Genomic DNA, 19,790 nt, shown 5'->3' with positions numbered 1-19,790 from the left:
CCGCGGAGCCGAGGGGAAGCCGGGACCGCCGCGCAGAACCCGGCGGTTGCCCGATCCGCCGGCCGCTATTCGGCGCTGATGGCGTGTTCGGGACAGGCGGCGATCGCCTCGGCGACCCGCTCGGCCTGTTCCGGCGGCACCGGGGTGTCGATCGCCTCGGCGTAGCCCCACTCAGTGAGGGTGAACACCTCCGGGCACAGTCCCACGCAGACGCCGTGCCCACGGCACAGGCCGTCGTTGACGACGGCGATCATCGCTGCACCGCCGGCGTCACTTCCAGATACAGGTCGGTCAGCCCGCGCAGGATGAACGTCGGCACGTAATTGAACCGGCGCGCCCCAGCCGGACCGTGATGCTCCTCGGACAGCCGGATGTCGGCGGTGGCGGCCAGCAGCCGGTCCAGGGCCACCTTCGCCTCCGCTCGGGCCAGCGGCGCCCCCGGACAACTGTGCGGGCCGCGCCCGAACGCGATGTGCCGTCGGGCGTTGGGTCGGTCGACGTCGAAGGCGTCCGGGTTCTCGAACTGGCGGGGATCCCGATTGGCCGCGCCGTTCATCACCATGACGGTCGCCCCGGCGGGGACGTCCACGCCGCCGACGACGGTGTTGCGCCGAGCCAGCCGGAAGTCGCCCTTGACCGGGCTTTCGATGCGCAGCGTCTCCTCGATGAAGTTCGGGATGCGCTCGGGCTCGTTGCGCAGCAGCTGCTGCAGTTCGGGGTCCTCGGCCAGCAGTTTGAGCGCGGTGCTCAACAGCCGCACGGTGGTCTCCTGGCCGGCGGTGTAGAGGTTGGCCGCAATGCGCACCACGTCCATCACCTCCGGCGTCGAACCGTCCGGGAATGTGGCGTTGGCCATCTCGGTCAGCGCATCGTCGCGCGGGTTGGCCCGCCGGTCGCTGATGTAGCGGGAGAACTTCTCGTAGAGGTACTCCAGCGGGCTGTGCCCGATCGAGCTGGTGGAGGTACTTCCGACGCCGCCGCCGCTGTTCTGGTGACTCATCTTCGACGCGAACTCCGCGCGGTCGGACTCCGGGACGCCGAGCAGGTCGGCGATGATCGCCAGGGTGAACGGCTGGGCGAAGTCGGCGATGTATTCGCCGCCGCCGGCGGCCAGGTACGGCTCCAGAGCGCGGTCGGCGTGCCGCCACATGAAGTCCTCGTTCTCCTTGAGGCGCTTCGGCGTGATCAGGCCCATCAGCAGCGCCCGGTGCTCGGTGTGCTTGGGCGGGTCCATCACGGTGACCTGGTCACTGAACGGCAGCTGGTCCCGGTACTGGTCGATCAGGTCGGAGACGTCGTCGGCGGCGCCTTCGATCGGGATCGGGAAGCCGGGGAACGGTCCGGTCACCGCGGTGCACGATGAGAAGGTGTCGGCATCGCCGAACACCGCGACGGCCTCGTCGTACCCGGTGACCACCAGGACGTCCTTGTGCGGCTCCCGTCGCACCGGGCAGCCCTCCCGCATGGCCTCCATGTACGGGTACGGGTCGGCGACCAGGGACTGGTCGGTGAAAAAATCCAGCTCTTCAAGCTCGGCCATCGGCCGCCCACCTCTCGTGAAAACTTTACGATCGACTAGGAAGTTACTATACGATCGTAAAGTCGAGAAGGCTATTGGCGAGGATCCGGCGAAGGAGGCGACGATGACGGCTACCGCGCACGCCGCCGACGGCGCCGTCGACACCCGGGCCCGGCTGATCGACGTCGCCGTCGACCTGTTCACCCGGCACAGCTTCGCCGGCACGTCGCTGCAGATGATCGCCGACGAGCTCGGGTTCACCAAAGCCGCCATCTACCACCACTTCCGGACCCGCGAACAACTGCTGGACGCGGTGGTGGCCCCGATCCTCGCCGAGTTGCGCACGGTGGTCGAGACCGCCGAGGGGCTGCGCGGCAGCAATGCCCGCGCCGATCACATGCTCGCCGGTTTCGCCGAGCTCGCGGTCCACAACCGCGCGGTCGCCGTGCTGGCCGCGGATCCCGCCGTGGCGCTGATGCTGCGCGCCAACCGCGACTGGAGTGCTCTCATCGAACGGCAACTGGCCCTGCTGACCGACCTCGACCCCGGCCCCACCGGCCGGGTGCGAGCGTCGATGGTGCTGGCCGGCATCGCCGGTGCCTCCGGGCCGGCGTTCGACGACATGGACCGCACCGAACTGAGCCGGCAGCTGGTCGACGCCGGCCGCCGAACCCTGGGCCTGCGGACCTCCCGTCGTCGCACAGATTCCGAAAAGCACTGATCACCAACCGATTGAGATGCCGCCGGGCCGTCGCGCCCACGGGAAAGGAACCCCAATGTCAGCAGCCCGCAACGAAACCGACACGCCCCGCGTCGCCCTGGTGACCGGCGGCGGATCCGGGATCGGCAAGGCCATCGTCGAACGGCTCGCCGTCGACGGCCACCGCGTCGCCACCCTTGACCTGGTCCCCGGCGACGGCCCGTACGCCTACACCGCCGACGTCACCGACCGCGGGCAGATCGATACCGCGCTGCAGCAGATCCACGCCGACCTCGGCCCGGTCGGCATCCTGGTCAACGCCGCCGGCCTCGACGGGTTCAAGCCGTTCCTGAAGATCTCGTTCGAGGACTGGCAGCGGGTGGTGGGCGTCAACCTGCACGGCGTCTTCCACATGTGCCAGGCCGTGCTGCCGGACATGCTCGGCACTGGCTGGGGTCGGATCGTCAACATCTCGTCGTCATCGACGCACTCCGGGGTTCCCTATATGTCCCACTATGTTTCGGCGAAGTCCGGCGTCAACGGGCTGACCAAGACCCTGGCGCTGGAGTTCGGCCCGGCCGGTGTGACGGTGAACGCGGTGCCGCCGGGCTTCATCGACACCCCGATGCTGCGCAAGGCCGCCGACAAGGGCTACCTGGGCGACATTGACAAGAGCATCGAGGCCACTCCGGTGCGCCGAATCGGCCGGCCGGAGGACATCGCCGCCGCGGTGGCATTCCTGGCGTCGGAGGAAGCCGGTTACATCACCGGGCAGATCCTCGGCGTCAACGGGGGCCGTAACACCTGAGCCCGCGACTGTACCGATCTGGCCCCGGAGCGGGGCGCAGTTTGCCGTGGTGAAACCTCGGTCCGGTCCGGGGCGAAATCGGTACTGCGTCGCGCTCAGTACTCGTTGACCTTGCTGGTCGCCTGCCGCGTGTCGGAGGTGCACCACAGCTTGACGATGAAGTCCCGCGGCTCGGTACCCCAGTTGGTGGCCGTTCCCCCGGCGATTCCGGTGGCCAACTGAATCGTCGGGTTGGAGATTCCCGGGAAGCCACCGGCGCCCTGCGGGGGGTTGTACGGAATCTTCGGCCCATACGCGGGGCCGATGCTGACGCCGATCCCGCCCATCTCGATGACCTCGACACCGTTGGGCGCCAGACGACCGGGCGAGAAATTCTGATCCTTGAGGTAGGGCGTGTCCGCCGGGCAACTCTGCGCCCGCACACCGACGGTGGCCATCGAACCTTGCGAGATGGTGTAGCGCGTCTCCACGGTGCTCTCCGCAGCCGAGGCGGGACCCGCCGCGAACATGGCGACGGCCATACCCGCGGGAACAACGGTGATAGCGAGAGCAGTCAGTCGGACCACGGGGCCGCAGGCAGTCGGTGTGCTGGACATCATTGCCTCCTTGGCGTTCCGGGCGTTCACCCGGGGCACCGTTCACGCTAGGAAGACAACGAGCCCGATCCCCTCACCCGATCAGCGGATCAACCGGGGGATTCCAGCCCCCGCCGATCGGGGGACGACCCATTCTGACAAGCCATCCCTCCGACCGGCCGGTGGACTCAAAAACCCGGAATGATGACCCCGTTGCAGTCGGCGGCGGCCTGACGCAGCTTGGCTGCGGCCTGGTAGGCGTCGGAGTAGTACCACTGTCTGGCGGCCTCGACCGACTCGAATTCCATGATGATGGTCTGGCCGACCCACTCGCCCTCGATCACCTCACCTTTCGGGGCGACGGCGAGCACCTTGACGGCGGGCGTCATGGCACCGGCGGCGGTCTTCGCGTACTCCTTGAAGCCCTCCGGATCCTTGATGTCCTCGGTGATGACGATGTAGGCCTTGGCCATCTCACTCCTCAAACTGAAAACTCGACAGTACGGTTTACGAGAATCCCGCTCTCAGATACTGTCACGTCATTTCCGGCGCGTCGAGGCCGCCCTCGACGCGCGAGTAGAACGTGTTCTAGATTGCAGGGATGCCGTCCGATCAACCGGGCGTCCCCAGCCGAGGAGGATCATGGCCGACACCGCAGCTGACCCGGTGAACTTCGACCTGGCCACGGTGTTTCGCACCATCGCCGCGACCATTCCCGATCACGAGGTCCTGGTGTGGCGCGACAAGCGGTTCACCTACGCGCAGCTGGCCGCTCGGGTCGACGGCGTCACCAACTTCCTGGTCTCCCAGGGCCTCGGCGCGCGCGCCGAGCGCGCCGATCTGGCCGGCCACGAATCCGGGCAGGACCACATCGGGCTGTACCTGCGCAACGGCAACGAGTATCTGGAGTCGATGATCGCCGGCTACCAGGCCCGCGTCGCCCCCTTCAACGTCAGCTACCGCTACGTCGAGGAGGAACTGCTCTATCTCCTCAGGGACAGCCACGCCGCCGCGCTGGTCTACAACGCCGAGTTCGCGCCGCGGGTCGCGCACATCCGCGACCAGCTGCCCGACCTGAAAGTGCTGATCCAGGTCGCCGACGAATCCGGCAACGACCTGCTGCCCGGCGCGGTCGACTACGAATCCATCGTGGACACCCCGGCGCCGGCCGACGCACTGCCCGCCCCCACCGGCGACGACCTGTACATCCTCTACACCGGCGGCACCACCGGCATGCCCAAGGGCGTGCTGTGGCGCCACCACGACATCTTCGTCTCCGCCATGGGCGGCCGGCCGTTCGGCAGCCCGGACGCACTGGGCTCCTACGACGAGCTCGCCGACCGGGTCCGCGTGGCCGCCGGGCACATGTCTTTGCTGATGCTGCCGCCGCTGATGCACGGTGCCGCCCAGTGGGCCGCCTACAACATCATGACCATGGGCGGCCGGATGGTGATCCCCGACGACGTCGAGCGGATGCGGGCCGACGAGGTGCTGCGACTGGTCGAGCGGGAGAAGGTGGTCAGCATCCCGGTCGTCGGCGACGCGATGGCCCGCCCGCTGGCCGACGAGATCGAAAAGGGTGACTACGACCTCTCGTGTCTGGTGTCCATCACCAACGGCGGCGCACCGCTGTCGCCGGCGATCCGCGACCGGCTGCGCGCCGCGCTGCCGCACATCCTGCTGATGGACGCCGTCGGCTCCTCGGAGGGCGGCCAGCAAATGAGCACCGTCCTCGGTGACGACTCGACCCACTCGGCGGTGTTCACCCCGCAGGCCGACACCACCATCGTCGCTGGCGACTTCTCCCGGATCTTGCAGCCCGGCGACGACGAGGACACCGGCTGGCTGGCCCGCCGCGACCTCATCCCGCTGGGCTATCTCGGCGACGCGGACAAGACCGCCCGGACCTTCCCGACGATCGACGGGGTCCGTTGGTCCGTGCCCGGCGACAAGGCCCGTTACCTGCCCGACGGCCGGATCGAGCTGCTGGGCCGGGACTCGGTGACCATCAACTCCGGCGGCGAGAAGATCTTTGCCGAGGAGGTCGAGCGCGCGGTGGCTTCACACCCGGCCATCTACGACGTCGTCGTGGTGGGTCGCCCGTCCGAGCGCTGGGGTTCGGAAGTCGTTGCGGTGGTGCAGCTGGCCGAAGGCGCCGAGGCCACTGACGACGAGCTCGCCGAGGTCTGCGGCACCCACATCGCCCGCTACAAGGTGCCCAAGGCATTCGTGCGCACCGAGAAGGTGATGCGCTCCCCGGCCGGCAAGGCCGACTACCGGTGGGCCAAGGAAGTCGCCGCGGCCACCGACTGACCGGCGGCGCCGATCGCAGCCGGACGCTCAGCCGCGGTAGGTGCCCCGGCCGGTGACCAGCGGCAGGTCCAGCGTGGTGCGCAGCCCGGCCGGTGCGGCCACGACGTCGGGAATGGCGTTGACGATGCGCCCGGCGGCCAGCAGGATCGCCGCGTAGTTGTGGTCACCACGGCTGCTGGACGGGCAAATGTCGACGACATAGGAAGGCTCCCCGGTGATTTCGATCCGGTAGGACCCTCCGGGTTGCGCCGGTTGGGTCCAGTCCGGCCGCAGATCGCCGCGCACCCGGGTGATGTGCTCGACGACGATGGCGGGCTTGCCGCCGACCATGCCGGTGATCTCGAATCGGGTGGCCGCCGTGGTACCGGCCTTGATCACCCCGATCGCGACCTCGATGTCCTCCGGCGCAGGCTCCAGCTCGAAGCTCTCCACGATCTCGTCGACCTCGACGCCCAGACCCGCGGCGAGTTCGCGGATCGCGGTGCCCCAGGCCAGGCCCAGCACCCCGGGCAGGAACAGCAGTCCCGGCTGGTCCAGCGGCTTGCCGAAGCCCATCACCGCATCCATGACCTCCACGCCGTCGTAGCTGGCGTAGTCGGCGATCTCCATGGTGCGGATCTGCTCGATGCGTTGACAGGTCGACGCCAGTGCGAACGGGATCAGGTCGGTGACCACCCCCGGGTCCACACCGGTGATGAACAGGCTCGAATTACCCTGCCGGGCCGCGTCTTCCACACCGTCGATGACCTTCTGCGGGGCGGCGCCCCAGGGGAACTGCAGGGTGTTCGGCGCGGAGCCGACGACGTTGATGCCGGCGGCGAGCAGTGCCTTGACGTCACGGGTCGCCTCGATGGGCCGGGTGTCGCCCATTGCGCAGTAGACCGCGGCGTCCGAGGCGGCGGCCAGGATGGCGTCCAGGCCGAGGCTGGCGGTGATCCCGGTGGTCTCGTCCAGCCCGGCCAGGTGTCCGGCGTCGCGGCCCACCTTGTCCGGGTTGGAGACGCCGACGGCGACGAGCTCGAAGCGCGGGTCCTCGATCAGCTGGATCAGGGCCAGGCGGCCGCAGTTGCCGGTGCCGAACAGTGCGACGCGGATGGGCATATCGGGTCTCCTCGATGGCTCGTTCTCACTGGGCAGTATGCGGGGCGAAAGCAAAAATTGGAACAGGTTCTAATTTCTGCCTTTCTTCGGTAGCGTGCGACGTATGGGACGGGTATCCGGAAAAGTCGTACTGATCAGCGGCGGCGCGCAGGGCATGGGCGCCGCACACGCGCGGGCACTGGTCGCCGAGGGCGCCAAAGTCGTCATCGGCGACATCCTCGACGAGCCCGGGGGCGCGCTGGCCGAAGAGCTCGGCGATGCCGCCCGCTACGTCCACCTCGACGTCACCCAGGCCGGCCAGTGGGACGCCGCGGTCGCCACCGCCGTCGAGGCCTTCGGCTCGCTGACCGGGCTTGTCAACAACGCCGGGATCGTGGCGCTGGGCAAGATCGGCAGTTTCGATATGGACCAGTGGCAGAAGGTGATCGACGTCAACCTCACCGGGACCTTCCTGGGCATGCAGGCCGTCGTGGGTGAGATGAAGAAGGCCGGCAGCGGGTCGATCATCAATGTGTCCTCGATCGAGGGCCTGCGCGGCGCGCCGATGGTCCACCCCTACGTGGCATCCAAATGGGCGGTGCGCGGGCTGGCGAAGTCTGCAGCCCTGGAACTGGGACGGCGCAATATCCGGGTCAACTCGGTGCACCCCGGTTTCATCAAAACGCCGATGACCGAACACTTTCCCGACGACATGGTCATCGCCCCACTGGGTCGCCCCGGACAGTCCGAGGAAGTGGCCGCCTTCGTGGTGTTCCTGATCAGCGACGAGTCGTCGTTTGCCACCGGCGCCGAGTTCGTGGTGGACGGCGGACTGGTCACCGACGTCAACCACAAGGACAACATCTTCTGACCGTGGGCGGGCCGCCGATACGGATTACATCGCACTGTGCCACTGGAACGCCAACATTGACAATGCTGGACAGGGTCTGAAGAGCCGCTGTCTCAACCGGTCCGGTACCGCGACAGTTCCCGTCGCAACCGCGCCGGCGAGCCGAACAGGGCCCGGTTGAGCGTCGCGCGCTTGAGGTAGCGGTGGATGCCCGCCTCCCAGGTGTAGCCGATGCCACCGTGCAGCTGCATGGCCTTGCCGGCCACCGCGACCCCGGTTTCGGTGCTGTAGGCCTTGGCCATTGCCGCGGCCCGCGGCGCATCCGTAGACCCGTCGGCCACCGCGGCGACGGCCGTCGCGACGAGCTGGCGCGATACCGCGATCTGGACGGCCATGTCCGCACACGCGTGTTTGACGGCCTGGAACGAGCCGATGGGCCGGCCGAACTGCTGTCGTACCGCGACGTAGTCGACGGTGGCGTCGAGCATCGCCGCGGACAAGCCCAGGCTGTCGCAGGCGACTGCCGCGCGGGCGCGGGCCGTCAGTGCGTCGGGCTCGTCGACGCCGTCGGTGTAGCCGAGCAGCGCATCGGCGGCCAGCAACACCGAGTCTGCGGAAACATCAGCGAGGCTTCTGGTTTCGTCGACCACCGGACGCGCCCTCACGGCCAGCCCCACCGCGTCGCGCCCCACCGCGGCGACGGCGGACCTGCCGTCGGGCAGTTGGACCGGGACCAACAGCGTGTCGGCGCTCCCCGCGTCGAGCACCAGCGGCGCCCGCCCGGTGATGCGCGGGCCGTCGGCGGTCTCCGCCACGACAAATCCCGGCTGCGCCCCGGCCTCGGAGGAGATCGCCACGGTGACCGTGGTGGTTCCGGCGGCGATGCCGGTGAGCAGCCCGTCGCGAACAGCGCCGCCAGTCAGCTGGTTCAACAGCCCGACGCCGAGCACGGCGGACCCGAAGTAGCCGCCCCCGTTGACGTTTCGGCCGAGTTGTTCGGCCACCACCGCGACCTCGCGGAAGGAGGCACCGGCGCCGTCGAGTTCATCGGCGACTTCCAGCCCGGTCCAGCCCAGTTCGGCGAGCACGGCGGAATCCACCGGCTCACCGACGCGGGCGGCCAGCACGTCGGCGGCCACCGCGCGCAACTCGTCGTGCAGTTCGGCGAAATCGGTCATGCCACACCCGGTTCCCGCGGCAACCCCAGCCCGCGCTCGGCGATGATGGTCCGCTGGATCTCACTGGCCCCGCCCGGGATGGTCCACTCCCACGACCCGACGAAATCCAGCACCCAGGCGCCGGATTCCCAGCCGCTGGAGGCGGGCTTGGTTACCACAGTGCTCGCGGCGACTCCGCCGAGTTCGGCGCCGAAGTCGGTCATCCGCTGCAGCAGTTCGCTGTAGTACAACTTGACGATCGATGCGTCCGCGGCACCGGCCGTGCCGGCGTGGCTGCGTTCGACCAGATCTCGGCACAGCCCGCGCAGCCCGGCGATCTCGATCTCGAACCCGGCCAGCCGGTCGGCGGCCACCGCGTCCCCCGCCGGGCAGGCCTGCGCCAGCCAGCCCAGGCCGGCGTTGCCGAGCCGCTCGGCCAGCTCCAGCATCGTCATACCGCGTTCGGCGCCCAGCGTCTCCTGGGCGACCTGCCATCCGGCGTTCTCCGCCCCGACCAGATTCACCTCGGGTATCCGAACGTCGTTGAGGAACACCTCGCAGAAGTGCGAGTCGCCGACGGCGTTGCGGATGGGCCGCACGTCGATTCCGGGCGCGCGCATGTCCATCAGGAAATACGAGATGCCTCGACGTTTCGGCGCGTCGGGATCGGTGCGAGCCAGCAGCAGACACCAGTCGGCATGAGCACCGCCACTGGCCCACAGCTTCTGCCCGTTGACCACGAAGTGGTCGCCGTCCCGGCGCGCCGTGGTGCGCAGCGACGCCAGGTCGGATCCGGCCTCCGGCTCGGAGAAACCCTGCACCCAGATCTCACCGTCGAGGATCGCGGGCAGGTGCCGGCTGCGCTGTTCTTCGGTGCCGGCGACCAGCAGGGTCGATGCGGCGTGGTGGATTCCGACGAACGCCAGCACCAGCCGCGGTGCGTCGTGGGCGGCCAGCTCGGAGTACAGCACCACCTGTTCGGCCACCGACATCCCGCCGCCCCATTCGGCCGGCCAGTGCGGAACGGCAAAACCGGCCGAGTTCAGCTCGGCGAACCACCACTTCTGGAAGCGCACGAACTCGGCGTCGTCGGCCCCGGTCTGGGTCTGCCGCCAGTCGGTGGGCACGTGTTCGGCGCACCACTGCCGAACCCGCGAGCGGAACGTCACGATATCGGTCACGGGGTGTACAGCCCGGTCAGTCCGCGCCGTCCGATCCGCGCGGCGAGTAGATCCCGCGTCGCCGACAGGCCCAACGGCAGTCGGCGCAGCGGCTGGCTGTGCCGGGACAGCCAGGACAGCGTGGTCTCGTCGCAGAATCCGGCGGCCCCGTGCAGTTGGTGGCACACCCGGAAAACAACTTCGGCTGCCTCGATGGCCGCGGCCCGCAGCGCCAGCGCGTCGTCGACGGCGTCCTCCGGGGTCGCGGTGATGCTCCAGAGTGCGTACTTGGCCAGCATGTCCAGGCCGCTACGTTCCACCTCGGCGTCGGTCAGCTGGAACTGCACGCCCTGGAACTTCGCCAGCGGCTGGCCGAACTGCTGACGCAGTTGCACGTGGGCCACGGTGAGTTCGATGGCGCGATCCAGCATGCCCAGCAGCGTCCAGCACGGCAGGGTGAGCGCCACGGCAAGTTCGACGCCGAGGCGGGCCGCGGGCGGCCCGAGCTCCAGGTCGACGACGAAGCCCGGCCGGATTTCGCCGATATCGCCGATTTCGTGGCAGTGTCCGGTGAGATCGACGGCAGCCCAGTTTGATTCCAGTCCGCCGATGGCGGCGGACGGGTTGGTGTCGGCGACCACCACCAGCCCGTCGTATCCGGGGATGCGGGCCAACCGCTCGGCGACCGGATACGGCAGCGCCCAGTAGCCGGCGGCCCGGCACAGCGCCGCTGCGGCTTCCAGGCTGTCGGTGTCGTCGTAGGGTTCCAGTTCCCAGGCGCCCAGCTCGGTCAGCGCGGGTCCGCCCAGATGCTCGCGCCGCAGCGGTTCGGCGTCGGCGGCGACCAGCAGGTCGTCGCCGCCGGCGGCCTCCAGTGCGCGGCGGGCCTGGCGTCCGTATTCGGCTGCCTCATCGGAGAGTTCGAGGATCATGACGCCGCCAGCATTGCGCGCGACAGCAGGATCCGCTGCATCTCGATGCTGCCCGAGGACACCGTGGACGCCTGCGAGTAGCGCCAGTGGTCCTCCACCTCGCCGCGGAACCAGTGGTAGTCGGGCGCGCTGTTCGGCGCCTCGGCGAGGATTTCCATCAGCACCTCCGCTGAGTCCTGGTCGAGTTTGGTGACGGCGATGCGGTAGCCGGCCGCATCTCCCGGGCCGACGTTTCCGGCGGCTTGGGCCGCCACCAACCGGTAGGCCAGCAGCCGCGCCCGCCGGCAGTGCACCAGCATGCGCGCCCAACGGCTCCGCAGTTCACCGGGCAGCTGTTCCCAGGCGTCGCCGAGGACCTGCGGTGCGGCGTGCAGCAGGCGTTCGCAGCGGGCGTAGCGGGCGATTCCGACCCGTTCGAAGGACAGCACGTCGGCGACGATCGACCAGCCCGCGCCCACCTCGCCGAGAATGTCGGCGTCGGTGACCCGCAGGTCGTCGAAGAAGACCTCGTTGAGGTGGTGGGGGCCGAGCATGGTGCGGATCGGCCGGACCTGGATGCCGGGGGCATCCATCGGGACCAGGAAGATTGTGAGGCCCTGTTGTTTTCGTCCGCCGGGCTCGAGTTTGGTGGTGCGGGCCAGCAAGAAGATCCACTGGGCCATGGTGGCGTAGGAGGTCCAGATCTTCTGGCCGTTGATCCGCCAGCCGTCGCTGTCGCGGGTGGCGAAGGTGCGCAGCGACGCCAGGTCGGATCCGGCTTCGGGTTCGGAGAAGCCCTGGCACCAGATCACCTCACCGGCGGCGATCGGCGGAAGATGCTGGGCGCGTTGGGCGCCGGTGCCGTGTTTCATGACGATCGGGCCCACCCAGTTGACGCCCATGTACTGGGCGCCGCGGGGTTCGTGGTGGGCCCACATCTCTTCCCGAACGACGGTCTGCTCCCACACGGAGGCGTCGCGGCCGCCGTACTGCTGGGGCCAGGACATGCACAGCAGCCCGTCCTCGGCGAGGGTGGCGCAGAACTTCTGCGCGATGTCCAGGTCGGCGGGGTCGTCGGTGAAGGCGCCCAGGTAGTCGTGCGGTACCTGTGCGGCGATCAGTTCGCGCAGTTGTGTGCGCAGCTCGGCTGCGGCGTCTCCCATGTCGAAGTCCATGTGTCCCCTATCCCATTCCCAATTCGTCGAGTACCGCCGCGGTGTCCGCGCCGAGTTCCGGGGCGTAGCCGCGAACCCGGCCCGGTGTCCGGGAGAACCAGGTCGGCACGCCCGGCAGGCGCACCGTTCCGTGCTGGGTGTCGATCGTTTCGAACAGGCCCGACGCGGCAAGTTGCGGGTCGTCGAACAACGCATCCGGGGTGTGGATCGGCGCAGCCGGTATCTCCAGTTCCCGGAACAGTTCCAGCCATTCAGCGGTGGTCCGTTCGACCAGCGTCTCGGCCAGCAGGCCGTAGACGGTGTCGATGTGCCGCGCGCGGCCGGCGAGGGTGGCGTATTCCTCGCTGTTCCAGGCGGGTTCGACGGCCTCGATGAAGGCGTTCCAGTGCTTGTCGTTGTAGATCAGCGCTGCGATGTGGCCGTCTTTGGTGGCGTACGGCCGCCGGTTCGGTGCGACCGTGCGCGGGTAGACCGCGGGACCCAGCGGCGGGTCGAACATCGCCCCGTTGGCATGTTCGACCAGCATGAAGGCGGCCATCGTCTCGAACATCGAGACCTCGACTTCCTGGCCCTCGCCGGTGCGTTCGCGGTGGAACAGCGCCATCATGGTGGCATACAGCGCGGTCAGCCCGGCGACCTTGTCGGCCATGATGGTGCCGACGTAGTTGGCCTCGCCGGTGAGTTGCTCCTGCACGGCGGGTAATCCGCATTCGGCCTGGATGGTGTCGTCGTAGGCGGGCCGGTCGGCTTCGGGTCCGCGGCGGCTGTAGCCGTAGCAGTTGGTGTAGACGATGCCCGGATTGATCTGCGCCACCTGCTCGTAGTCGAACCCGAGCTTGGCGATGGCCTTGGCGCGCATGGAATGGATGAAAACGTCGGCGGTAGCAATCAGTGCCCGCAGCGCTTCGGTGCCCTCCTCGGTGCGCAGATCCAGGACGACGCCGCGCTTTCCGCGGTTGACGTTGACGAACACCCCGGACATGCCCGGCGCCGGGCCCACCGAGATGTAGCGGGTGTTGTCCCCCGCGGGCGGCTCGACCTTGATGACGTCCGCGCCCATGTCGGCCATGATCTGCGTGCAGTACGGGCCCATCACCATCGCGGTCAGGTCGACGACACGGATCCCGTGCAGCGGCCCGGTCATGCGCGGTCTTCCGCGGTCGGCGCGCCTCCGGCCGCCAGGGCGAAGCTGTCGGCGATGTGCCGGTTGTGCGCATCGGGCACCACCGGATAGATCACCGGGTCTTCCAGGTCGCGGATGCGGTCGATATCGGCGGCGACGTCCTCGATGGACCAGTGCGGGCGGTACACGCCGCGGGATTCGGCGATCCCGATGCGGGCGATGCGTCCGGCGATCGCGGCCAGCACCTCCCCGGTGATTCCGCAGCTTTCGTGCGCCAGCCAGCCGACGGCCGGGGCGACCAGGTCGGCGCCCATCGGGGGGTAGGCGCTGGTGTCGATACCCTCGGCCATCCGGGTGACGGCGGCGGGCACGATCACGTTGCAGGTGACGTTGTGCGCGGCGCCCTCCAGTGCGGCGACATTGGACAGGCCGAGGATGCCGGCCTTCGCCGCGGCGTAGTTGGCCACCTGATGGTTGCCGTACAACCCACCGATCGACGAGGTCAGCACGATGCGGCCGTAGCCGGCGTGCTGCATGCGGGCGAACGCGGGTTGCAGCACGTGAAACGCGCCGCGCAGGTGCACGTCGAGGACCGCGTCGAAATCTTCGGGAGTCATCTGCGCCAGCGGCGCCCGGCGCACGTTGCCGGCGTTGTGGATCAGCGCGTCGATGCGACCGAACGCGGACAGCGCCGCGTCGATGATCGTCGCACCACCCTCCGGGGTCACCACCGATGCCGTGCAAGCGACGGCGAACCCGCCGGCGGCGGTGATCTCGTCGACGACGGCCGCCGCGGGACCCGGATCGGTTCCGGCGCCGGTGAGTGCGCCACCGACGTCGTTGACGACGACCTGTGCCCCGCGCGCGGCGAGCAGCAGCGCGTATTCGCGGCCGAGCCCGCGGCCGGCGCCGGTGACGACGACGACGCGGCCGTCGAAGCGCAGCTCAGGAGTTGTCATCACTGTCCGGCGTCGTCGCAGACCAGCGTCAGTCCGGCGAGGTCACCGGCGTCGCGCCATTGCCTCAACAGGTCGTCGAAGGCGTAGAAACCGGGTGAGTACACCTCACCGAGGAACGAGCGGCTGGCGTCGCCGAACCCGCGCCCCTCGTTGTTGTAGTAACCCGGCGTGCAGGACAGGTCGAAGGCCGAGTTGTCGAACGCGAGTTCCCGGATGGTCGCCACCCAGGCGTCCTGGCTCTCCGCGCTGGGCTCCACGACAGTGGCGCCCCGGTTGATCGCCTCGGCGATGATGTAGGCGATGTGCTCGGCCTGCTGCTCGAACATCGCGGTGGTGTTGGCCGAAACACCGCCCTGGATGAAGCCGGTGTGGAACTGGTTGGGGAATCCACGGCTGGTGATCCCGTGCAGCGTCTGGTAGCCGTCGCGCCAGTGGTCGAACAGCGACACCCCGTCCCGGCCCTCGATGACGTCCATCGCGTACCGGCGGCTGATCTCCGTGGAAATCTCGAAGCCGCTGGCGAAGATGACGCAATCGACCTCGTACTCAACACCGTTGGCGACGATGCCGTTCGGCGTCAGCTTGTCGATACCCTTGGATTCGGCTACGTCGACCAGGGTCACGTTCGGCAGGTTGAACGCGGGGAGGTAAGTGTCACTGGAGGTCGGCCGCTTGCACATGAACCGGTAGTAGGGCTTGAGCGCCTCCGCCGTGTCCGGATCATCGACGATGTCGGCGATCCGGCGGCGCAGCCGCTCCATGATCCGGTAGTCCTCTTCCTCCCGCATCGCCATGATCTCTTCGATGCCCAGCGCGGTGGGATCGGGGCTGGCGCCGATGCGCGCAGTGAGGTTGCGGCCCAACTCGGTCCAGAAGTCGCACACCATGTCGGCGGCGTCGAAAACCACACCTTCGAACGGCGACCAGCGGTGGAAGTTGCGTTTGCGTTCGGCCTGCCAGCCCGGCTGCAGCGACGCCGCCCATTCGGGATCGGTCGGCTCGTTCCCCCGGAAGTCGACCGACGACGGAGTTCGCTGGAACACGAAGAGCTGCTTGGCATCCCGCCCCAGGTGCGGTACCAGCTGCACTCCCGTCGCTCCGGTCCCGACCAGCGCGACCCGCTTGTCGGCCAGCTTGTCCAGGCCACCGTCGGCGTCGCCTCCGGTGTAGTCGTAATCCCAGCGGGCACTGTGGAACACATGCCCGCCGGCGTCCTTGAAGTCCTTGATCCCGGGGATACCGGGCAGCTTCGGCTTGTTGTAGGAACCCTGCGCCATGACCACGAACCGGGCGCGGATGTCATCGCCGCGGTTGGTGGTCAGCCGCCAACGCTTGATCTCCTCGTCCCAGCGGACAGTACGCACCTGCGTGGAGAAGATCGCCCCGTCGTAGAGGCCGAAGTGCTTGCCGATGTTCTGACAGTGCGCAAAGATCTCGGCGCCGTCGGCGTACTTCTTGGACGGGATGAAGTCGAGTTCTTCGAGCAGCGGTATATAGCAGTAGGCGTCGTTGTCGCACTGGATTCCGGGGAACCGGTTCCAGTACCACACGCCGCCGAAGTCGCCGGCCATCTCGATGACCCGGACGTCCTCGACCCCGGCCTTCTTCAGGTAGGCGCCGGCGAGCAGTCCGGCGATGCCGCCGCCGAGCACCGCGACCTCGATATCGGCATCGATGGGGTCCCGCGGCGTCACCGTCGTGTGCGGGTCTACTTCCGCGAACTCCGCGAAATCGTCCTTCAGCTCCAGGTATTGCGACGCGCCCTCGGTACGGACGCGCTTCTCCCGCTCGACGGCGTACTTCGCCCGCATCGCCTCGATGTCGATGTCCTGCGGGGTGTCGGTGGGACCACAGCCCTGCACGGTCATGCGCGGACGCCCTCGGGCAGCGCGGCGGCGTGCAGCGGGGCGGGCATGTCGTGCACGGCCGGCAGCACCTCGGCGGCGAACAGCCGGGTGGATTCCATCGCCTTCTCATACGGCATGGTGCCGAACTGCGGGACGATGGTGACCTCGCTGAACGAGCAGGCCTCCTGGGCGGCCTTGAGCTTGTCGAACACCGTCTCCGGGGTGCCGATCAGCAGGTTCGACGCGTGGTATCCGGGCGGTCCGCCCTTCTTCTGGTTGCCCACCTCGGAGGCCAGCAGCGCGGTCGCCGAGGCTTCCCGGGCGGCGTAGGCCTCATAGCCCTTGACCCCAGTGAAGTTGGAGGCGTCGGCAAAACCGTAGTGCACGTTGACATCCCGGTTGGCGGTCCAGATCCATTCCTCGGTCGCGGCGACCTCGTCCTCGTCGGCGACGCAGTACATGAACATGACGTTCTTGGGCTGGCACGGGGCGAAGCCCTCCTCGGCGCGGAAGGTGTTGACCTTGCGCACCTCCTCGCCGGCGTCCCAGATCGGCTTGTTGCCGACGAACAGCGGCACCATGCCGCGCCGGGACAGGATCTCCAGTGATTCCGCGGTCGACGACGAGCTGTAGATCCGGGAGAACAGATCCTTGCTGAGCGGTTCGGGGCGCAGCGACATCTCCGGGAAGGAGAAGATCTTGCCGTCGTAGGAGAACCGCTCGCCGGAGAAGGCCAGTTCCAGGATGTCGAGGGTTTCGTTGAACCGGTCCCGGCTCTCCTCCCGCGGTACGCCGACGGCGTCGAATTCACTCTTGGAGACACCGCGCCCGATGCCGATGGTGGTGTAGCGGCCGCCCGAAACGATGTCCAGGTAGGCAATCTGGGTGGCCAGCCGGATCGGATTCCACCACGGCGCGACAGCGACGAAAGTGCCCAGGCTGACCCGCTCGGTGCGCCCGGCGAAGTAGGTGAGTGCCTGCAGGGGGTTGGGGGTCATGCCGTAGGGCGTGCCGTGATGCTCCGGGAACCAGATGCCATCGAAACCCAGGGGTTCGGCGAGGTCGCCCAGCGCCAACGCGGCCTGCACGCATTTGTAGTCCGGAGTCACCGGCGGGCGGGAGAAGTCCCCGGCCAGCACACGGTCCCAGTCCTGGGAGTTCTGCGCTCCGGTTCCGAGGTTGACTAACATTTCTGCTCCTAAGCTTTGGGCGTTACGCGGTTCAGTGGTCGAGCTCGCGGGGCACACCGGTCCCCATATAGGTCGAGAGTTGGTAGTGCAGGTTGACGGTGCTGCGTTCGCGATAGGGGTTGGGCAGGGTCCCTGGGAAGCCGGCCGACTTCATGCCCTGCTGCACGGCCGCCATGTTCGAGAAGTCCTGGGGCAGCACGGATCGCCACCGCGGGTCGCCGACCGGCGTGTATTCCCAATCGGTTTCGGGTTCGGCGCCGTCGGGGTACAGCTCGAAGACCGAAACCTCGAAGATGCACTTGTCGGGGTTGTAGCTCGGGTCGGGCCGCGCCGAGTAGCACAGCGCGCTGGTCAGGCCCTGGCCGATCTGGAAGTTCGGGAAGATCTGCCAGGCGGTTCCGCTCTGCCCGAGGATGTCGGCCGGGATGGTCGGCCAGACCACGCCGCGGGCGGCGTCGTCGGCACGCGCGGAGGCCAGCCAGTGTTCCAGCACCTTGTCCGCCGGGGTGCCCTCGGGCAGTTCGTCGACCAGCCGCCGGGCCGCGTTGACCAGCGTCTCGGTGGTCGTCGCGTTGGTCTCCTCCATGGTGTAGATCTGCATCTCAGCGGTGGAGATCCGGGGATCGCCGGTGCCGAGGCGGATCTTGGACTGGGTCTCCTCCAGATCTTTGGGCGCGTCGTAGCCGATGTTGCTGTGCCGGCCCTGGGCTCGCGCCCAGCCCTTGAACTCGCCGAACCGGTTGAACTCCGGGTGGGTGGTGAAGACGTGGTAGGTCTCGTTGAACGCCTCCAGGGCGACTTTCCAGTTGCAGTCGAAGTGCACCCACTTGCGCCACTTGCAGCGCATGTTCTCCAGACCGAACGGGTCGAGGATCTTCGCGGCGGGAAACAGGTAGTCGGCCAGCTGCTCGGCGTCGGGATCCATGTTGATCCACACCCACCCGCCCCAGGTGTCCACCCGCACCGGCGCGAGATGGGTGTTGGCGGCGGTCAGCGCGCCCTGCCAGTCGTCGCACTCCCGGATGTGGGTGCAGGCGCCGTCCAGACCGTAGGTCCAGCCGTGGAACCCGCAGACGAAGGACTTGCGGGCCCGCCCGGCGGCCTGCTTGGCGCCCTCGGGGACGTCGATCAGCCGTCGCCCGCGGTGCATGCAGACGTTGTGGTGCGCGGTGAAGCTTTCGCCTCCGGTTCCGGGCGCGGTGCGGACCACGATGATCGAGTCGTCGAGGATGTCGTGGGTCAGGTAGCTGCCCACCTCGGGCAGTTCCTCGACCCGCCCGACCTGCTGCCAGACCTTGCGCCACAACCGGTCTCGCTCGGCGCGGGCGTATTCGGGGCTGATGTAGGCCGCGACGTCGATGGTCATCGGCTCGGAGAGCGGCTCCGCGGTGTCAGTCATTCGGGTTCTCCCAACGGGGTGGTTCGGCGAGGCTCGACGGAGGTGGCACGAGCGGAGCGAGTGCCGGTGGAGTCGAGGCGAAACCGGGGCCACCCCTATCCCAACTCGTGATGGCGGCGCGGAACCCCTCGTCGGCGAGGAACAGCGAGGTGTTGTCGGCGCCCAGGTGCGTCCAGCGCAGGTTCAGGCCCCCGTCGACCAACAGGGTCTGCCCGGTGACATAGCCGGCCAGGTCGGACAGCAGGAACAGGATGGCGCCGGCCTGCTCGGCGGGCCGGCCGCGGCGGCCCATGGCGATGGCGCGGGCGTCGCGGTCGGGGTCGGCGGCGACGTAGGTGCCCGAGGCGGGGGTCTCGGTGACCCCGGGCGCCACGGCGTTGACCCGGATGCCCGAGGAGGCCAGTTCGACGGCCATGGTGCGTGTGGCGGCGACGATCGCGGCCTTGGCGGTGCCGTATCCGATGTGCAGCGGCGCGCTGTTCATGCCGCTGATCGAGGAGACCGAGACAATGGATCCGGGCAGCCCGGCCGCGTGCAGTTCGGCGGCCACCGCCTGACTCATGAAGAACATGGTCTCCAGGTTCTGCGCGAACAGGTTTCGCCAGTCCGCGCGGCTGACCCGGGTGCACGGCATCCAGGTCGACGGGTCGGCGCCGCCGGCGATGTTCACCAGTCCGTAGAGCGTGCCGTCGGCGGCGCGCGCGGCGGCCATCGCGGTGGCGATCCCCTCGTCGGTGCCGACGTCGGCGGCCACCGGAACGATCGGCAGGCCGGCGTCGACCAGGGGACCGAGGTCGCGCTCCAGCTTCTCGGCGGACCGTCCCAGGGCCACCACGGTGGCGCCGGCGCGGGCGACGGCCTCGGTGACCGCGGTGCCGATGCCGCCGCCGGACGCGCCGGCGACCAGCACCACACGCCCCGACAGGCCCAGCTGATCCGCCACACAAACCCCTTTTTGTACGGACAATTAATGCCCTTCGCCGTAGTGAAGAACATCATTCTCTACAGTTCAGCGGCGAGTCAA

At 68.5% G+C, this 19,790-nt stretch carries 18 protein-coding genes and 1 pseudogene; 4 read left to right on the top strand and 15 right to left on the bottom strand.

Features of this window, described 5'->3' with window-relative positions; all coding sequences use genetic code 11:
* Positions 1 to 65: 65 nt before the first annotated feature.
* Both G6N16_RS03465 and G6N16_RS03460 read right to left on the bottom strand, forming a co-directional pair.
* Positions 66 to 254 (bottom strand): ferredoxin, encoded by a 189-nt coding sequence (locus G6N16_RS03465; RefSeq protein WP_083032432.1) that lies wholly within the window; start codon positions 252 to 254, stop codon positions 66 to 68.
* Positions 251 to 1,540, bottom strand: coding sequence for a cytochrome P450 (locus G6N16_RS03460; RefSeq protein WP_083032431.1), 1,290 nt, complete (start codon positions 1,538 to 1,540; stop codon positions 251 to 253). The genes G6N16_RS03465 and G6N16_RS03460 overlap by 4 nt, the downstream gene beginning before the upstream one ends.
* Positions 1,541 to 1,643: 103 nt before the next feature.
* Between G6N16_RS03460 and G6N16_RS03455 the strand changes: the two genes are divergently transcribed.
* Together G6N16_RS03455 and G6N16_RS03450 are read left to right on the top strand one after the other, a co-directional pair.
* Positions 1,644 to 2,240, top strand: a complete 597-nt coding sequence (locus G6N16_RS03455) for a TetR/AcrR family transcriptional regulator (protein WP_083032429.1) — start codon at positions 1,644 to 1,646, stop codon at positions 2,238 to 2,240.
* Between the two features lie 55 nt (positions 2,241 to 2,295).
* Positions 2,296 to 3,027: an SDR family NAD(P)-dependent oxidoreductase gene (locus tag G6N16_RS03450; protein ID WP_083032428.1), complete on the top strand. Its 732-nt coding sequence runs from the start codon at positions 2,296 to 2,298 to the stop codon at positions 3,025 to 3,027.
* A gap of 95 nt (positions 3,028 to 3,122) precedes the next feature.
* Here the strand turns inward: G6N16_RS03450 and G6N16_RS03445 are convergent, their stop codons facing one another.
* Both G6N16_RS03445 and G6N16_RS03440 read right to left on the bottom strand, forming a co-directional pair.
* Complete coding sequence (locus tag G6N16_RS03445) at positions 3,123 to 3,623, bottom strand: hypothetical protein (protein ID WP_163787757.1); 501 nt, start codon at positions 3,621 to 3,623, stop codon at positions 3,123 to 3,125.
* Between the two features lie 167 nt (positions 3,624 to 3,790).
* Complete coding sequence (locus tag G6N16_RS03440) at positions 3,791 to 4,075, bottom strand: DUF1330 domain-containing protein (protein WP_083032425.1); 285 nt, start codon at positions 4,073 to 4,075, stop codon at positions 3,791 to 3,793.
* A 169-nt stretch (positions 4,076 to 4,244) separates the two neighbouring features.
* Here G6N16_RS03440 and G6N16_RS03435 point away from each other — a divergent pair, with 169 nt between their 5' ends.
* Positions 4,245 to 5,915 carry an acyl-CoA synthetase gene (locus G6N16_RS03435; RefSeq protein WP_083032423.1) on the top strand — a complete coding sequence of 557 codons (1,671 nt, stop codon included), beginning with the start codon at positions 4,245 to 4,247 and terminating at the stop codon, positions 5,913 to 5,915.
* Positions 5,916 to 5,942: 27 nt separating this feature from the next.
* On the opposite strand, the gene G6N16_RS03430 is transcribed toward G6N16_RS03435, so the two are convergent.
* On the bottom strand, positions 5,943 to 7,016 hold the full coding sequence (locus G6N16_RS03430) for an NAD(P)H-dependent amine dehydrogenase family protein (RefSeq protein WP_083032422.1): 1,074 nt from the start codon (positions 7,014 to 7,016) through the stop codon (positions 5,943 to 5,945).
* Between the two features lie 103 nt (positions 7,017 to 7,119).
* On the opposite strand from G6N16_RS03430, the gene G6N16_RS03425 reads away from it, so the two are divergent.
* Positions 7,120 to 7,866: a glucose 1-dehydrogenase gene (locus G6N16_RS03425; RefSeq protein ID WP_083032420.1), complete on the top strand. Its 747-nt coding sequence runs from the start codon at positions 7,120 to 7,122 to the stop codon at positions 7,864 to 7,866.
* Between the two features lie 92 nt (positions 7,867 to 7,958).
* On the opposite strand, the gene G6N16_RS03420 is transcribed toward G6N16_RS03425, so the two are convergent.
* The 10 genes and pseudogenes from G6N16_RS03420 to G6N16_RS03375 form a co-directional block, all read right to left on the bottom strand.
* Positions 7,959 to 9,023 carry an acyl-CoA dehydrogenase family protein gene (locus tag G6N16_RS03420; protein ID WP_083032418.1) on the bottom strand — a complete coding sequence of 355 codons (1,065 nt, stop codon included), beginning with the start codon at positions 9,021 to 9,023 and terminating at the stop codon, positions 7,959 to 7,961.
* Positions 9,020 to 10,183 carry an acyl-CoA dehydrogenase family protein gene (locus G6N16_RS03415; RefSeq protein WP_083032417.1) on the bottom strand — a complete coding sequence of 388 codons (1,164 nt, stop codon included), beginning with the start codon at positions 10,181 to 10,183 and terminating at the stop codon, positions 9,020 to 9,022. Before G6N16_RS03415 ends, G6N16_RS03420 begins: the two co-directional genes overlap by 4 nt.
* Positions 10,180 to 11,094: an acyl-CoA dehydrogenase family protein gene (locus G6N16_RS03410; RefSeq protein ID WP_083032415.1), complete on the bottom strand. Its 915-nt coding sequence runs from the start codon at positions 11,092 to 11,094 to the stop codon at positions 10,180 to 10,182. The genes G6N16_RS03415 and G6N16_RS03410 overlap by 4 nt, the downstream gene beginning before the upstream one ends.
* Positions 11,091 to 12,248: an acyl-CoA dehydrogenase family protein gene (locus G6N16_RS03405; RefSeq protein WP_083032413.1), complete on the bottom strand. Its 1,158-nt coding sequence runs from the start codon at positions 12,246 to 12,248 to the stop codon at positions 11,091 to 11,093. Before G6N16_RS03405 ends, G6N16_RS03410 begins: the two co-directional genes overlap by 4 nt.
* Before the next feature lie 7 nt (positions 12,249 to 12,255).
* Positions 12,256 to 13,392 (bottom strand): CaiB/BaiF CoA transferase family protein, encoded by a 1,137-nt coding sequence (locus G6N16_RS03400; protein ID WP_083032412.1) that lies wholly within the window; start codon positions 13,390 to 13,392, stop codon positions 12,256 to 12,258.
* Positions 13,389 to 14,330 (bottom strand): SDR family NAD(P)-dependent oxidoreductase, encoded by a 942-nt coding sequence (locus tag G6N16_RS03395; RefSeq protein ID WP_083032410.1) that lies wholly within the window; start codon positions 14,328 to 14,330, stop codon positions 13,389 to 13,391. Before G6N16_RS03395 ends, G6N16_RS03400 begins: the two co-directional genes overlap by 4 nt.
* Positions 14,330 to 16,198: a flavin-containing monooxygenase gene (locus G6N16_RS03390; RefSeq protein WP_083032409.1), complete on the bottom strand. Its 1,869-nt coding sequence runs from the start codon at positions 16,196 to 16,198 to the stop codon at positions 14,330 to 14,332. The genes G6N16_RS03395 and G6N16_RS03390 overlap by 1 nt, the downstream gene beginning before the upstream one ends.
* Complete coding sequence (locus tag G6N16_RS03385; RefSeq protein WP_083032407.1) at positions 16,195 to 17,367, bottom strand: LLM class flavin-dependent oxidoreductase; 1,173 nt, start codon at positions 17,365 to 17,367, stop codon at positions 16,195 to 16,197. The genes G6N16_RS03390 and G6N16_RS03385 overlap by 4 nt, the downstream gene beginning before the upstream one ends.
* 31 nt (positions 17,368 to 17,398) lie before the next feature.
* Positions 17,399 to 18,766 (bottom strand): aromatic ring-hydroxylating oxygenase subunit alpha, encoded by a 1,368-nt coding sequence (locus G6N16_RS03380; protein WP_083032405.1) that lies wholly within the window; start codon positions 18,764 to 18,766, stop codon positions 17,399 to 17,401.
* A gap of 109 nt (positions 18,767 to 18,875) precedes the next feature.
* Positions 18,876 to 19,709, bottom strand: a pseudogene (locus tag G6N16_RS03375) (SDR family NAD(P)-dependent oxidoreductase); the annotation flags it as partial.
* Between the last annotated feature and the right edge of the window lie 81 nt (positions 19,710 to 19,790).

This window comes from Mycolicibacterium insubricum (assembly GCF_010731615.1).
In the GTDB taxonomy this organism is placed as follows: Bacteria; Actinomycetota; Actinomycetes; order Mycobacteriales; family Mycobacteriaceae; genus Mycobacterium; species Mycobacterium insubricum.
Note: the sequence above shows the minus strand (reverse complement) of the source record. Positions and strands in the feature narration are given on the sequence as shown.

Coding starts and splice junctions, on each gene's coding strand:
- G6N16_RS03455 (WP_083032429.1), top strand. CDS start 1,644: ATGACGGCTACCGCGCACGCCGCCGACGGCGCCGTCGACACCCGGGCC.
- G6N16_RS03400 (WP_083032412.1), bottom strand. CDS start 13,392: ATGACCGGGCCGCTGCACGGGATCCGTGTCGTCGACCTGACCGCGATG.
- G6N16_RS03435 (WP_083032423.1), top strand. CDS start 4,245: ATGGCCGACACCGCAGCTGACCCGGTGAACTTCGACCTGGCCACGGTG.
- G6N16_RS03390 (WP_083032409.1), bottom strand. CDS start 16,198: ATGACCGTGCAGGGCTGTGGTCCCACCGACACCCCGCAGGACATCGAC.
- G6N16_RS03395 (WP_083032410.1), bottom strand. CDS start 14,330: ATGACAACTCCTGAGCTGCGCTTCGACGGCCGCGTCGTCGTCGTCACC.
- G6N16_RS03445 (WP_163787757.1), bottom strand. CDS start 3,623: ATGTCCAGCACACCGACTGCCTGCGGCCCCGTGGTCCGACTGACTGCT.
- G6N16_RS03420 (WP_083032418.1), bottom strand. CDS start 9,023: ATGACCGATTTCGCCGAACTGCACGACGAGTTGCGCGCGGTGGCCGCC.
- G6N16_RS03460 (WP_083032431.1), bottom strand. CDS start 1,540: ATGGCCGAGCTTGAAGAGCTGGATTTTTTCACCGACCAGTCCCTGGTC.
- G6N16_RS03410 (WP_083032415.1), bottom strand. CDS start 11,094: ATGATCCTCGAACTCTCCGATGAGGCAGCCGAATACGGACGCCAGGCC.
- G6N16_RS03385 (WP_083032407.1), bottom strand. CDS start 17,367: ATGTTAGTCAACCTCGGAACCGGAGCGCAGAACTCCCAGGACTGGGAC.
- G6N16_RS03430 (WP_083032422.1), bottom strand. CDS start 7,016: ATGCCCATCCGCGTCGCACTGTTCGGCACCGGCAACTGCGGCCGCCTG.
- G6N16_RS03440 (WP_083032425.1), bottom strand. CDS start 4,075: ATGGCCAAGGCCTACATCGTCATCACCGAGGACATCAAGGATCCGGAG.
- G6N16_RS03465 (WP_083032432.1), bottom strand. CDS start 254: ATGATCGCCGTCGTCAACGACGGCCTGTGCCGTGGGCACGGCGTCTGC.
- G6N16_RS03425 (WP_083032420.1), top strand. CDS start 7,120: ATGGGACGGGTATCCGGAAAAGTCGTACTGATCAGCGGCGGCGCGCAG.
- G6N16_RS03450 (WP_083032428.1), top strand. CDS start 2,296: ATGTCAGCAGCCCGCAACGAAACCGACACGCCCCGCGTCGCCCTGGTG.
- G6N16_RS03380 (WP_083032405.1), bottom strand. CDS start 18,766: ATGACTGACACCGCGGAGCCGCTCTCCGAGCCGATGACCATCGACGTC.
- G6N16_RS03405 (WP_083032413.1), bottom strand. CDS start 12,248: ATGGACTTCGACATGGGAGACGCCGCAGCCGAGCTGCGCACACAACTG.